General features: G+C 31.6%; 13 protein-coding genes. 5 read left to right on the top strand and 8 right to left on the bottom strand.

The genetic code is table 11. The features are described from left to right. Positions 1-25: 25 nt before the first annotated feature. The 3 genes from ACNI3C_RS09045 to ACNI3C_RS09035 all read right to left on the bottom strand — a co-directional run bounded on the left by ACNI3C_RS09045 (position 26) and on the right by ACNI3C_RS09035 (position 1,078). The gene (locus ACNI3C_RS09045) at positions 26-406 is read right to left on the bottom strand and encodes a DUF423 domain-containing protein (RefSeq protein WP_419769481.1); all 381 of its coding nucleotides are present in this window, start codon (positions 404-406) and stop codon (positions 26-28) included. A 54-nt stretch (positions 407-460) separates the two neighbouring features. After that, positions 461-712 (bottom strand): helix-turn-helix domain-containing protein, encoded by a 252-nt coding sequence (locus ACNI3C_RS09040; RefSeq protein ID WP_419769480.1) that lies wholly within the window; start codon positions 710-712, stop codon positions 461-463. Positions 713-829: 117 nt separating this feature from the next. Continuing rightward, positions 830-1,078 (bottom strand): helix-turn-helix domain-containing protein, encoded by a 249-nt coding sequence (locus tag ACNI3C_RS09035; RefSeq protein WP_419769479.1) that lies wholly within the window; start codon positions 1,076-1,078, stop codon positions 830-832. Between the two features lie 100 nt (positions 1,079-1,178). Here ACNI3C_RS09035 and ACNI3C_RS09030 point away from each other — a divergent pair, with 100 nt between their 5' ends. The 3 genes from ACNI3C_RS09030 to ACNI3C_RS09020 are packed head-to-tail and all read left to right on the top strand — an operon-like array spanning position 1,179 to position 4,503. After that, complete coding sequence (locus ACNI3C_RS09030) at positions 1,179-1,763, top strand: hypothetical protein (protein WP_419769478.1); 585 nt, start codon at positions 1,179-1,181, stop codon at positions 1,761-1,763. Between the two features lie 10 nt (positions 1,764-1,773). Continuing rightward, the gene (locus tag ACNI3C_RS09025) at positions 1,774-2,511 is read left to right on the top strand and encodes a sensor histidine kinase (RefSeq protein ID WP_419769477.1); all 738 of its coding nucleotides are present in this window, start codon (positions 1,774-1,776) and stop codon (positions 2,509-2,511) included. A gap of 21 nt (positions 2,512-2,532) precedes the next feature. After that, positions 2,533-4,503: a methyl-accepting chemotaxis protein gene (locus tag ACNI3C_RS09020; RefSeq protein ID WP_419769476.1), complete on the top strand. Its 1,971-nt coding sequence runs from the start codon at positions 2,533-2,535 to the stop codon at positions 4,501-4,503. 19 nt (positions 4,504-4,522) lie between these two features. Here ACNI3C_RS09020 and ACNI3C_RS09015 read toward each other — a convergent pair whose 3' ends face one another. Further along, complete coding sequence (locus tag ACNI3C_RS09015) at positions 4,523-5,203, bottom strand: hypothetical protein (protein ID WP_419769475.1); 681 nt, start codon at positions 5,201-5,203, stop codon at positions 4,523-4,525. A gap of 221 nt (positions 5,204-5,424) precedes the next feature. Here ACNI3C_RS09015 and ACNI3C_RS09010 point away from each other — a divergent pair, with 221 nt between their 5' ends. Further along, the gene (locus tag ACNI3C_RS09010; RefSeq protein WP_419769474.1) at positions 5,425-6,699 is read left to right on the top strand and encodes a DEAD/DEAH box helicase; all 1,275 of its coding nucleotides are present in this window, start codon (positions 5,425-5,427) and stop codon (positions 6,697-6,699) included. 9 nt (positions 6,700-6,708) lie between these two features. Beyond that, complete coding sequence (locus tag ACNI3C_RS09005) at positions 6,709-7,035, top strand: hypothetical protein (protein WP_419769473.1); 327 nt, start codon at positions 6,709-6,711, stop codon at positions 7,033-7,035. On the opposite strand, the gene ACNI3C_RS09000 is transcribed toward ACNI3C_RS09005, so the two are convergent. The 4 genes from ACNI3C_RS09000 to ACNI3C_RS08985 are packed head-to-tail and all read right to left on the bottom strand — an operon-like array spanning position 7,032 to position 11,831. After that, on the bottom strand, positions 7,032-7,559 hold the full coding sequence (locus ACNI3C_RS09000) for a 3'-5' exonuclease (RefSeq protein ID WP_419769472.1): 528 nt from the start codon (positions 7,557-7,559) through the stop codon (positions 7,032-7,034). The two genes, ACNI3C_RS09005 and ACNI3C_RS09000, sit on opposite strands and share 4 nt — an antisense overlap. Then, positions 7,559-9,484 (bottom strand): EAL domain-containing protein, encoded by a 1,926-nt coding sequence (locus tag ACNI3C_RS08995; protein WP_419769471.1) that lies wholly within the window; start codon positions 9,482-9,484, stop codon positions 7,559-7,561. The genes ACNI3C_RS09000 and ACNI3C_RS08995 overlap by 1 nt, the downstream gene beginning before the upstream one ends. Then, entirely contained in the window at positions 9,484-9,936 is a 453-nt protein-coding gene (locus ACNI3C_RS08990; RefSeq protein ID WP_419769470.1) for a hypothetical protein, read from the bottom strand. The genes ACNI3C_RS08995 and ACNI3C_RS08990 overlap by 1 nt, the downstream gene beginning before the upstream one ends. Then, a complete protein-coding gene (locus tag ACNI3C_RS08985; protein ID WP_419769469.1) occupies positions 9,936-11,831 on the bottom strand; it encodes a TonB-dependent receptor plug domain-containing protein in 1,896 nt (631 codons plus the stop codon). Before ACNI3C_RS08985 ends, ACNI3C_RS08990 begins: the two co-directional genes overlap by 1 nt. Positions 11,832-11,900: the final 69 nt, after the last annotated feature.

The raw sequence follows: 11,900 nt of genomic DNA, 5'->3' as shown, positions 1-11,900 counted from the left end.
AGGAGTTAAATAAAGGGTTGTATTATCATTTCTTTATAATAGAATACGCTAAAACAGACCAAGAAATAATCATTAAAGTTCCCCCAATGGGTGTAATTGCTCCCAACCATCTGATATCTAAAATCACCAATAAATACAGAGAAAATGAAAAAATCATCACCCCTAAAAACATTAAATTGCCTGCAATATTAATCAACTTTTTATCCTCATACAAATGGACGATAAAAGCAACAGCAAATAAACCTAAAGCGTGATAAAATTGGTACTCAACACCCGTATGAAAAACCGTGAGCATCTCAGGTGTTACAATACTTTTTAAACCATGAGCACCAAAAGCTCCAAAGCAGACTCCCAGTGCCATCAAAATTGCACCCAAAAAGAGAAACTTTTTTGTATAAATATGCATACTATTTCCTTGACTTTTTTGAAGTATAACAAAATAAACTTACAGCAAATATAATTATTTTAACAAATCACCTGGATCAATATTAAAAAGTTTTGCCAATTTATAAATATGTTCTAAATTAAAATGTTTTCCATATTTCATATTTTCACAATTTGAATAAAAAGCCACCGATGTTATGCCAATTTCCAGTGCTACTTCTAACTGTTTCATTCCTTTTTCTAATCTATTTCTTCTTATATTTTTTGATATTTTCACATAAAAATCTCTGATTTCACTCTCTGACGTATTCGAAAAGGAATATTTCATTTTTTCCCTATTTTATCCTATAGGATATTGTCTGCTTGTTACTATATAGTTATACTTGTTTTTTTTCTTTATTCTATAGGATAAATAGGATGAAAATAAGAAAATATTATAATTATTTTATGGTAAAAACAGAAAAGCAATGGGAATATTTAATATTCGACTTATTTTATATAAGTGTTCAACATTAAAGTGTTTCCCATTTGTAAAAGGTTCACAAGCAGAGACCAAACTTACTGATTTATAGCCCATTTCATAAGATAAATCTAACTGCGTTAACCCTTTTAGTGTTCTGTATTTTTTTACGTTTTGTCCTATTGTTTGATGTAACATTTCTATTTCAGCCGTTGTAAAATTAAACTTTGCCATTTAAAACCCACCATAGTATTATTTAAAGCTAAGTTTAGTTATTATATCATTTAAATTCAACCTACCATAGTAGGTTTAAAACTAATTAAGGAAATTAAGAATGAGGCAAGAGAAGTCATTTTTCCCCGACTATCATACAAAACAGATGAATGATACTTTTGCTTATTTTAATGAATTTATGAACAAGAGTCAGAGTACAAAGAGCTTTAATTTAAAAAAATGTATTGATAACTCCATTGATATACTTCGACCTTTACTTCAAAACAATCATATTATGGTATGTAGCAGTTGTCAAAACATAGATGTTTTCAGCTGTGAATCTGAAATGACACTTGCTTTATTGAACATTTTAAACAACTCTTTTTTTGAATTAACAAAAAATGAAACACAAAAAGAGAGATATATTCACATAGAGAGTAAACGCAGTGAAAACAACTCACTTAAAATAACCATTCAAGATACCAGAAAACTTGCTCCTGCTATAAGTCAGACAATTTTTGAACAATACGATAATACATATGAAAACAGAAACAGTTTTGACATGCGATTACTTATCTCAAAAAAGATTATTGAACAATCGTTAAAAGGCAAACTGGATGTTCAAATAGAACCGTTGGTTCTTAATGGTAAAAAAATTGATTCTTGTAAGTTTACTATTGAATTAATAGAAAGCTTTTTACAATAAAGGGTCCTTCTTGAAAGAAAATAACTCCTTAATCAAAAAACAATCAAAAATTTTGCATGCAGGTGAAGTAATGCAAAATATTATGCATCAGTGGAAACAACCTTTGTTTGCAATTTACACTCTCTCTTCAGGAACGTTGCTGAACTGTGAAATGGGCTTAGCCCATAAAGAAATGTACAAAGAAACACTTGAAACCATCAATGATAATGTCAAACATCTTATTACTACGATGAACTACTTTAACGATTTTTTGAATCATAAAAATGATAAAAAATTATTCAATCTCAAAGAGTGCATCCAAAATACTGTTAATCTCATTCAACCTCTTTTGAGTTCAAATAACATTGTCCTTAAAATCTCACATTGCAAATCCACAGAAATCCATGGTATAGAGATTGAACTCATGCAAGTATTCTTAAATATTATCAACAATGCCATTTATATTTTCACCCAAAATAGACTCTTAATCGAAAAATATATTTTCATTACAACAAAAATCAACCATAAAAAAATTGAAATTTCAATCAAAGACAATGCCGGTGGAATCAATCTTTCAAACCCAAATATTATTTTCGAGCCATACTTCAGTTCAAAAACTGCAGATATAGGTACAGGCATTGGTTTGTCAATGTCAAAAAAAATCATTGAAGAGCACCTTCATGGTAAATTGGAAGTCAAAAATGAGGAGTATATTATCAACAAACAAAGGTTTTGTGGTGCAAATTTTATCATCACATTAAACAAATAATCTATCCTATAGGAGCACTATATGTTAACTGGAATTAATACAAAGAAGAAACTTCTGCTTTTTCCTTCTTTATTCATCATTATTGTCATCGTAAGTGGTATTATCTTTAACCATTATAATACCCTCTCAAATGTCAGAGAAAAAGCTGCTTTAACTACTGAAAAATTTGTACAACAAGTTTTAAATGGAAGAATTGCAGCATATCAATTTTTAAGATTGCCCAATGATGCCAATGCTCAAAATGTCAGAGACAAATTTAATGCTCTGAATAAAAGTGTCTCATCTTTTGAAAAAGGGTTGACTCTTAAAAAAAATCAACTTTTATGTGAAGATATCATTGATTCATCAAAAAAATATATTGAATACTTTGACCAATTTTCTGCTTTAAGAATTGCAGATTTTAATCAAGGAATAAAAGATGAAAAAACAGAACTCAAACCTTTAGTGGCTGAAATGGTTAAAGTGGGATTAACCCTTGAATCAAAATTAAAAGAGATTAATATAAGTGCTTTAGAGTTAAAAGAAGATGCAACGGCATTACTCAATAACATATTAATTGCATTGGCCATTGTTTCTATTTTAATTTTTGTCATTATTTCGCTCTTAATATCAACCGTTATTGTTCAATCATTAAATAACTTCAAAACAGGGCTTCTCTCATTTTTTGCTTATTTAAACAGAGAAACAAATGAAACTGCCCTGCTTCAAGATAAAGGGAAAGATGAGTTTTCACAAATGGCACAAGTGGTCAATGCAAACATCATTCAAACTAAAAAAAATATAGATGAGGACAGAAAACTCATTGATGAAACCATAGCAGTATTGAGTGAGTTTGAACAAGGGGATTTAGTGCAACGATTGAATATGAATGTTTCAAACCCTGCCTTAATGGAATTAAAAAGTGTGCTCAATAAAATGGCAGACAATTTAGAAAACAATATAGATAATGTTTTACATATCATTGAAGAGTACTCCTCTTATCACTACTTAAATAAAATTGATACCAAACATTTAAAAGAACACCTTTTAAAATTGGCCACAGGAGTGAATACCTTAGGAGATTCCATTACGGGAATGCTTGTAGAGAATAAAATCAATGGATTGACTTTAGATGAGAGTTCAAATATTCTTTTAAAAAATGTGGATAAACTCAATGCCAGTTCAAATGAAGCGGCCTCATCTTTAGAAGAAACAGCAGCAGCTTTAGAGGAGATTACCAGCAATATCCGACACAACACCGACAACATTGCACAAATGTCCAATTTTTCAAATAATGTCACTGCCTCTGCAAATGAAGGTGAACAATTGGCCAATCAAACAACCGTGGCCATGGAAGAGATTAATGGACAAGTCACTGCAATCAGTGAAGCCATTACGGTTATTGATCAAATTGCATTTCAAACAAATATTCTGTCGTTGAATGCTGCTGTTGAAGCTGCTACTGCAGGGGAAGCGGGGAAAGGGTTTGCCGTAGTTGCCCAAGAGGTACGAAATTTGGCTTCACGAAGTGCAGAAGCTGCTGCTGAAATTAAATCATTGGTTGAAAATGCCACTTCAAAAGCCAATCATGGTAAAAATATTGCCGGTAATATGATTGAAGGATATAAAAAACTCAATGAAAATATCTCCAAAACAATCGGTCTGATTGCAGATATTGAAGGGGCTTCAAAAGAACAACTCTTAGGCATTGAACAAATCAATGATGCGGTCAATCAACTGGATCAACAAACACAACAAAATGCCATGGTAGCTTCACAAACACATGACGTGGCTGTTTTAACCGATGAGATAGCAAAACTCATTGTCAGCGATGCCGATGCCAAAGAGTTTAAAGGCAAATATGAAGCAAAAGCGAAAAACATGAATATGGATAAAAAAGAGAAGGATAAATCAACACAACAAAAAATTGAGTCTAAAAACACTCACAAATCTCAAAAGAGAAAAGAGTTCAAAGAAACGAAAGAATCTAAAGACAATTGGGAGAGCTTTTAAGCTCTCTGCTGTGTTTCAATCAGACACCTTTTAAAAGAACTTTCATCCAATTTGTTTTCTCTTTATCAAGAGTTGGTTTTGCCATTTTAAGATCTTTTATCTGTTCAGTAACGTCCTCTTCAAGTAATTCAGTTTTACTCAATTCATCCATGACCTCATCTGTAACTTCAACCTTTTTAGGCGCCTCTTTTTTAGCATGTACATTGTAGATATATTGTTGGTGTGGTTCAATTTCAATGGACTCATCAATTTCAAAATTTTGTGCTCGATTGATTAAATCTTCTTTATAAAACGTAACAAACTGTTGATAGGTATGAAAATCAACAAATTTTTGATGGCGACCTGGGAATTTTAACTTGTTGTACTCTACAAGCGTGTCATATTGTCGTCGTATATCATGAAAACCTTTTACAACAGCAGTAATGCTATCAATATCGCGTAAAAGAATATTCAAAGCAATAAACTGAGCATACTCTTGTGGGAAAAGTGTCGTAATGATTCTGACATAATTTCTCTTTTGAAGATTCTCACACCCCAATTCAATCAACTCTTTGATTTGATCTTGTACCGGTTTCAACTCTTCAAACCAACCAAGTATCAACTCTTTATTTTGTTTAATGAGTGCCTCAAAATGACCTCGTCCAAAGTAATTGCTCTTATTACTTTTAATCTTATTACTGATTGCATCTAATCTTTTCATTGACTCACCTTCTTACATGTAATAATTTTAAATATTATACTTGAGTTTTCTTAAATTCTCACTTGCTTCTAAGCAAGTTCTATAGTTATTTACAAAATAAAACTCCTTTTTTGAGCTTTTGTTTAAATATTTGTTATTTTCCCTTGTAAATGCTATAATCCGTTTTACATATATAAGCACTACAAGGAATACTTATCAAAACATTTGAATCATCAGAACTTTTGCCAGAAATTTTAAAAGCCATTAAAGAAGAAGGTTATGAAACCCCCACAGAAATACAAAAAAAAGCGATACCTATTATTCTAAAAAAAAGAGATGTTTTAGCAGCAGCTCAAAGTGGAACAGGTAAAACGGCTGCTTTTGTACTGCCCATTTTAGAAGATTTGGCACAACAAAAACGCATTGAAAACAAACGAGTTTTACGATGCCTTATACTTGTACCCACAAGAGAATTAGCAAGCCAAGTTGCAAGAAACATCTCATTTTACGCACGATATTTGGATATTGTACAAACAACAGCAGTAGGTGGTTTAAGTAACAAGTTACAAGCTGCAAAAATAGCAAAAGGGATAGATATTTTAGTCGCAACCCCAGGGAGACTGATTGATCATATTCAAAACAAAGCCATCGATTTAGCCAGCATTAATACTCTGGTACTGGATGAAGCCGATACGATGTTAGATATGGGATTTTTAGAAGAAATTGAAAAGATATTCCCTTTAGCAAGTTCAAACCGACAAATTATGATGTTCAGTGCAACACTGAATCAAAATGTCAAAAAACTGGCAAAAGAGTTCTTAAAAGACCCCGTAGTCATTGAAATTACACCGCAACGTTCAACCGTTAAAATCATAGATCAACAAATCATCAAAGTGGACTTCGAAAGAAAAGCCGAACTGCTTTCATATTTGATTGGTTCAAGAAACTGGACACAAGTTCTGGTTTTTGCCAATACCAAAGCAACTGTTGATTTGATTGTGGATACTCTCAACCTTGATGGTCTTCCAGCACTTGCCATTCATGGAGACATAAAACAACCAGCACGTGCACGTGCATTGCGAAAATTCAAAGATCAAGAGATTCGAGTACTTGTTGCGACTGATATTGCAGCACGGGGAATTGACATTGAAGGTTTACCTCATGTCATTAATTTTGATTTGCCTGATGGGCACAGTGATTATACCCACCGAATTGGAAGAACTGGACGAGCAGGAAATCCAGGTGTTGCAACAACTTTACTTTGTGTCAAAGAGTATAAAGAGATGATTGCCATAGAGAAAGAGTTGATTATCAATATTCCTCGTATGATGATTGAAGGGTTTGAATTAACAGAAAAAGAGCCCAGAGTAAAAAAAGTGGTGCATAAAAAACTCAGTGAAAAAAAAGGTTTAAGAGAGAAAAAACCCAAAGAGAAAATGCAACGAAGAGAAAACAAAGAGAAAAAAAGTAAAAAAACAACAAAAAGAGATGCCAATAGGAAATTTGGGAAAAGGTAGAAAACAACAATGGAAATGATATTAAATGAAAATGATATGGTTGTTGGTGCAACATTTGAGAATGGTACCATTCAAGACTATATTGATGAACATAATACCTATGGACTTGTGAGAATAAAAGAGAGTACCTGCAAATGGTTTTTGTTTAACAAAGACGAATCTGAGTTGGAGATACAAACACTGTATAAAAAAGTTATTTCAGATAAAAACCACTTTATTCAAGATGATTTTGGAGAAGAGATTGTACTGTTTGAAAAAACGGGAGAGGCTACATACAGTGATTTTATCAATCAAATCAATGCCTATTTGGATTATGGCTTGGAAAATATGTTCTAAGCCTTTTGCCTTTTCATCTGTTTTAATATTTCAAATGTTTTTGTAACATCGTACGTTGCACTATGATGTTTTGTTTCATCAAATGAAATACCATAAAAACAGCAAACTTCATCCAAAGTGGGATTTTTGATTCTCCCATTTTTATTAAGAGCTTGAACAATATGTTTATTCTCTTTCATGGTACAAAAATGATTTTGAAACGCAACAATCCCTCTTAAGTGCCGAAGTTCAAAACTGATATTGTGGGCAACCAACGTTTGTGATCCCTTACAAAACTCAATAAACTCTTCATCTTCTTTAAAGTAACTGGCATAAGAAGCACCTGCTCTTATTTTTAAAATCAACTCTGGCGTAAGTTTATGCACTTCATACGAGTATGGATTGACACTGTATCGAGAAAGATAGTAGCGATGAAACATATTTTTAACAACAAATTCATGATGAATCATCTCAATTTGAACCGCAGCAACCTCAATGACATCATGTTCATTTGTGGAGTTTGTTTCAAAATCTAAAATGATCATTAATCAACTCTTTTTTTTGACTCTTTTGTATCAAATGCAGCCGGTATACTGAAATGATACCCTTGTGAATATTCTATGCCCAATGCTTTTATTTTATCCCAAATCTCTTCACTGCTCACATACTCTGCAATGACTTTAATATTGGCCTCTTTGGCAAAATTTACAATACTTTTTACCAACAAATAAGAGGTTCTGTCTTCAAGAATTTTTTTAATGATATTTCCATCAATTTTGATATAATCCGTTTTAATTTCAGTTAGGTATATAAAGTTTGAATACCCACTTCCAAAATCATCAATAAAAATCTTATATCCTAAATTTTTCAACATCAAAAGGTTCTCTTTTGCATCAGAACAGGTAATAATATCTTCTGTTTCAATCAATTCTAACCCCAAACGATTGGCAATATTTTTATCCGTTGCATACTGTTTCAAAATACTTAAAATAGACTCATTGATAATATCTTGAGGATTTAAATTCACATTAATTTGTACAGTACTGTCTTCTAAAAGCCTTTTATAACAAATATCAAGAACACATTTAGTGATATTTCTTAAAATAAACGTTCCTTGTATAACAGGTAAAATTTTATCAGGAGTCACTACCTCTGAATTTGTGTCTATAATTCGCAAAAGAGCTTCATAATGAGATATGGCTTGTGTGTGTGTATCAACAATAGCTTGATAAAAACAGACCACTCTGTTCGCTTCCATCGCCTCTTTAATTTCATTAATAGACAGACATGAACTGCTGATATCCTCATGTTCATCATAAATTTCTATGGTGTTTCTTCCTTTATTTTTTGCATTATATAAAGCAATATCAGCCAATTTGAAAGCCTCTGAAAAAGTTCGTGATTTTTGTGGTACTAAATTGACTCCAATAGAAACAGTGACATCAATATAATCTTTTTTTGAAATATAGAACCGATTTTCTTGAATGTTTCTAAAAATTCTCTCTATAACATTAAGTGCACTTACATGTTCATCTCTTGTAACCTTTGCCAAAATAAGAAACTCTTCCCCACCGTATCGAATGATAATATCCTCTTTATTTCGAACCGTCAGTAAAATCGTATTGGCAACTTGTTTTAATATTTTATCGCCCACATCATGACCATACATGTCATTCACCTTTTTAAAATGGTCAATATCCAGTGTGGCTAAAATATAATCATTTAAATTGATAAAATCTTCTGATTCCTGCAGATAATTACGATTATATACATTTGTAAGTTTATCAATAAAAGCAGATTTTTTAACCGCACTGTACCGTACAGTTTGAATGATAAGAATAATTAAAAAAAGAGTGGTAACAAAAATAATTCCCAAGATACCATTTTTCATTACACTGATTATTTGATTAATATCCTCCACTTTTTTAATGGAAAAATCAATGGCCAAAATAAGTTGCACTTGATCTTCATATAAAATAGGGACCAAATAGGTAATAGAGAGTTCATGTAAAACAGTATGTCTTATGATTTGAGGCTCTTTATTCTCATAAATTTGAATCCACTCTTCGTTGTCTATATCAAATTTTTGATTGAGTACTGCTTTTTCAGATGGTTTTGAAGCATCTGCTAAAAACCTAAACACTCCCTTTTTATCTCGATAGAGTAAATAGGCATATTTTATATTTTTTGTCATCAAAATTTTAAGATGATTTTCTATGTTATCTTGCAATCTCACTTGCTGTTTAATATCTTCTATATAATTGGAACTGCCCTTTAACACATACTCAATGGATTGTGCATTGTTTTTAGCGATTGAAAAGACATCAGAAGTTGAGAGTTGAAGCATCTTATTTTCAATTTTATCTTCTAAACGTACGGTTCCATATAATAAAAGCATCAAAACAAAAGAGACTCCTGCAGTTAAGAGTATTAACTGCAAAGGGTTTTTAATAAAGAACTTGTTTCTCATTAAAAATCCTCAACAAACTGCTCATAGCTTTTGGGTAACTCTATGTGTTGATTTTCAAGCCTACTTTTAATAAACACAATATTGGGTCTGCTCTTATTCCAAAAAAATGCTCCAATGTATTTATCATCAGAGAGAAGTTTTTTATAATTATTGGTAAAAAAAAGTTTGCCTGCTTGAGCACATAACATTTTATCACCAACTGATTTTTTAATAAAAATAAAGTTAGAGCTGTCACAGTTATCCGTGACAATAAAATATCTTGAATAAACCTTTTTTTCCATCTCTGAAATATCAGGAATAAAAAGTCTGATCTCATCTTTTATAGAACTCTTGGCAATTTTTGCTATAATCTTTGCTTCAAGATCAATCTCTTTATCGTACTCATTAACTAAAAAAGTATATTGAGAGAAAGCACACGAGATAAAAACGAATAGAAGTATGATAGTTTTCATTAGAACAACCACTTCAATGTCATATTGACATTTCTTCCATAATCATCAAACGCAAAATCACTGTTTGTAGAAGCATCTATAAAGAGTGACTGAGTTGATTTGTCAAAAAGGTTTTCACCTTTTAAACTCACACTTAAATTCTTTGTTATATGGTATGTTGTTCCTAAACTGAAATCATAGGCTGCTGAGATCTTTAAATCATTGTAAGAGTAATCACTTTTGTAAATCAAAGAGCTAAAATATTCAAATTGGCCATACTCCCCCATGTATTTAAGATATCCACCCTTTTTTGAATTATTGGCGGCTTCACTTAATGTACTGACATAATAATTCAAATGAAATTTATCTTGCGATGAAAATGTATACTCATAATCTAAAATCAGACCATCTGTTTTAATTGTATGATCAACATTGACAAATCCAACTGGGGCTAAATAGATAAAATCTTTGATATTAACATGATCATATGTCAAACCAATTTTAGATTTATCGGTTGCAAAAACCGCTTCAATGGTATAAAATTCATACTTCTGCTCTTTTAAATTCTTATTCGTAGGCAAAGCAAAATCGATATTATAAAAGTGTTGAGGAACCGTTGTTTGAGTATAAAAACTTTTTAATCCAAAGTTCTCAAGTGGGGTATAAATTGTCCCCACTCTGTAAAGTTGGGTCGTTGTATCTTTTAAGAAACCACTTCGCTTGTATTGGTCAATTTTTGCATTTCCTATGAGAATTAGATCATCGGCAACTTTATAATCATCTTGCAATAACAAGGAACGAACACTCTCTTTATCAAAATCATTATACGCACCTACATTGATAAATGTACCAGAGTTCACAATGCTTCTGCTTTTGACATCATATTTTTTATTTTCAAAACTTAACGCGGTTAAAAGAGTATTTTTACCATATTGAAATGTTTTTGAAAGATAAGCATTAATTTTAGTAAACTCTAAATCTTCATTAAATTGTGTTATGTTGTTATATGCAGAAAATCCAAAAGGAATCAAAGCGATTTTTTCACTGTTCGTTTCACTGTACTTTCTCTTGTTTTGCTCTATTGATACAATACCTTTCACTGAATTATCTTGTGAAAAATATTTACTGACTGTTAAAAAGTAATCTTTAGATGTGATTTCTCCATCATCTGGAGCGACATCTTTAGATAAACCCATATAGTTATCTTTCGTTAGATCCGTATATCCAAAGTTGATGTTTGTAGAATCATTTTTTACATCTAAAAACAGATACCTTCTCTCCCCACTGTTATACAATTTTTTATTTTTGTAATAACTTTCATCTTCTGTCTTGGTCTTATTTAAATAAATCAAATAAGACCAATCATTTACAAGCAAAGAAGAGTATGTCACTCCAAACGAGTTTGAACCCTCATTTGAGAGTGTCGAAGTAACTTTCCCCCCATTGACTTTTGTGGCTTCTTTGGTATAAAGTCGGATAAAATAGATACCGCTGTCATTGCCCAAGGCAAATGAACTCTCTCCATAATAGATCTCCACATGGTCAATAAAATCCAAAGGCAAATCACCCCAATTAATAAAAGGAGATTTGGTATGTACAGAACTTATTTCATGGTCATTGATAAAAAATCTGAAAAATCCACTCACCATGGTTTTACTGCCAGCAACAGAAGGATTACTTACACCATATCGATTTTTATTGAGAGTAAATAAAGGGAGTTCTTTTAAAATATCGCTGAGTTTATTATACTGCATCAATCGTATCTCTTTTTGTGAATAGATAAAAACGTGCCCCAATTTTTCATCTACCGTTTGCAAAGAGTTCTCAGTTGTAGTCTCATATTCATTCAGCAGTGATTCTAATGTATCTGAAAAGAGTGTTGAAAAAAGCAAACAAAAGAGTAGTAATATTTTCATTTGATACCTAGATTTTAAATATATTTTTTGCAATGAATAAAGCGCCTATTATAACCAATTTTCTTTTAA

It is taken from the genome of Marinarcus sediminis (SeqCode) (assembly GCF_048571275.1).
In the GTDB taxonomy this organism is placed as follows: Bacteria; Campylobacterota; Campylobacteria; order Campylobacterales; family Arcobacteraceae; genus Marinarcus; species Marinarcus sediminis.
The sequence above is the reverse complement of the archived record's forward strand: the minus strand, read 5'-3'. Positions and strand labels throughout refer to the sequence as shown.

What these genes read in the sequence shown, in the direction of transcription:
- ACNI3C_RS09045 (WP_419769481.1), bottom strand. Translation starts at nt 406, where the DNA reads ATGCATATTTATACAAAAAAGTTTCTCTTTTTGGGTGCAATTTTGATG.
- ACNI3C_RS09040 (WP_419769480.1), bottom strand. Translation starts at nt 712, where the DNA reads ATGAAATATTCCTTTTCGAATACGTCAGAGAGTGAAATCAGAGATTTT.
- ACNI3C_RS09020 (WP_419769476.1), top strand. Translation starts at nt 2,533, where the DNA reads ATGTTAACTGGAATTAATACAAAGAAGAAACTTCTGCTTTTTCCTTCT.
- ACNI3C_RS08985 (WP_419769469.1), bottom strand. Translation starts at nt 11,831, where the DNA reads ATGAAAATATTACTACTCTTTTGTTTGCTTTTTTCAACACTCTTTTCA.
- ACNI3C_RS08990 (WP_419769470.1), bottom strand. Translation starts at nt 9,936, where the DNA reads ATGAAAACTATCATACTTCTATTCGTTTTTATCTCGTGTGCTTTCTCT.
- ACNI3C_RS09030 (WP_419769478.1), top strand. Translation starts at nt 1,179, where the DNA reads ATGAGGCAAGAGAAGTCATTTTTCCCCGACTATCATACAAAACAGATG.
- ACNI3C_RS09005 (WP_419769473.1), top strand. Translation starts at nt 6,709, where the DNA reads ATGGAAATGATATTAAATGAAAATGATATGGTTGTTGGTGCAACATTT.
- ACNI3C_RS09000 (WP_419769472.1), bottom strand. Translation starts at nt 7,559, where the DNA reads ATGATCATTTTAGATTTTGAAACAAACTCCACAAATGAACATGATGTC.
- ACNI3C_RS09015 (WP_419769475.1), bottom strand. Translation starts at nt 5,203, where the DNA reads ATGAAAAGATTAGATGCAATCAGTAATAAGATTAAAAGTAATAAGAGC.
- ACNI3C_RS08995 (WP_419769471.1), bottom strand. Translation starts at nt 9,484, where the DNA reads ATGAGAAACAAGTTCTTTATTAAAAACCCTTTGCAGTTAATACTCTTA.
- ACNI3C_RS09035 (WP_419769479.1), bottom strand. Translation starts at nt 1,078, where the DNA reads ATGGCAAAGTTTAATTTTACAACGGCTGAAATAGAAATGTTACATCAA.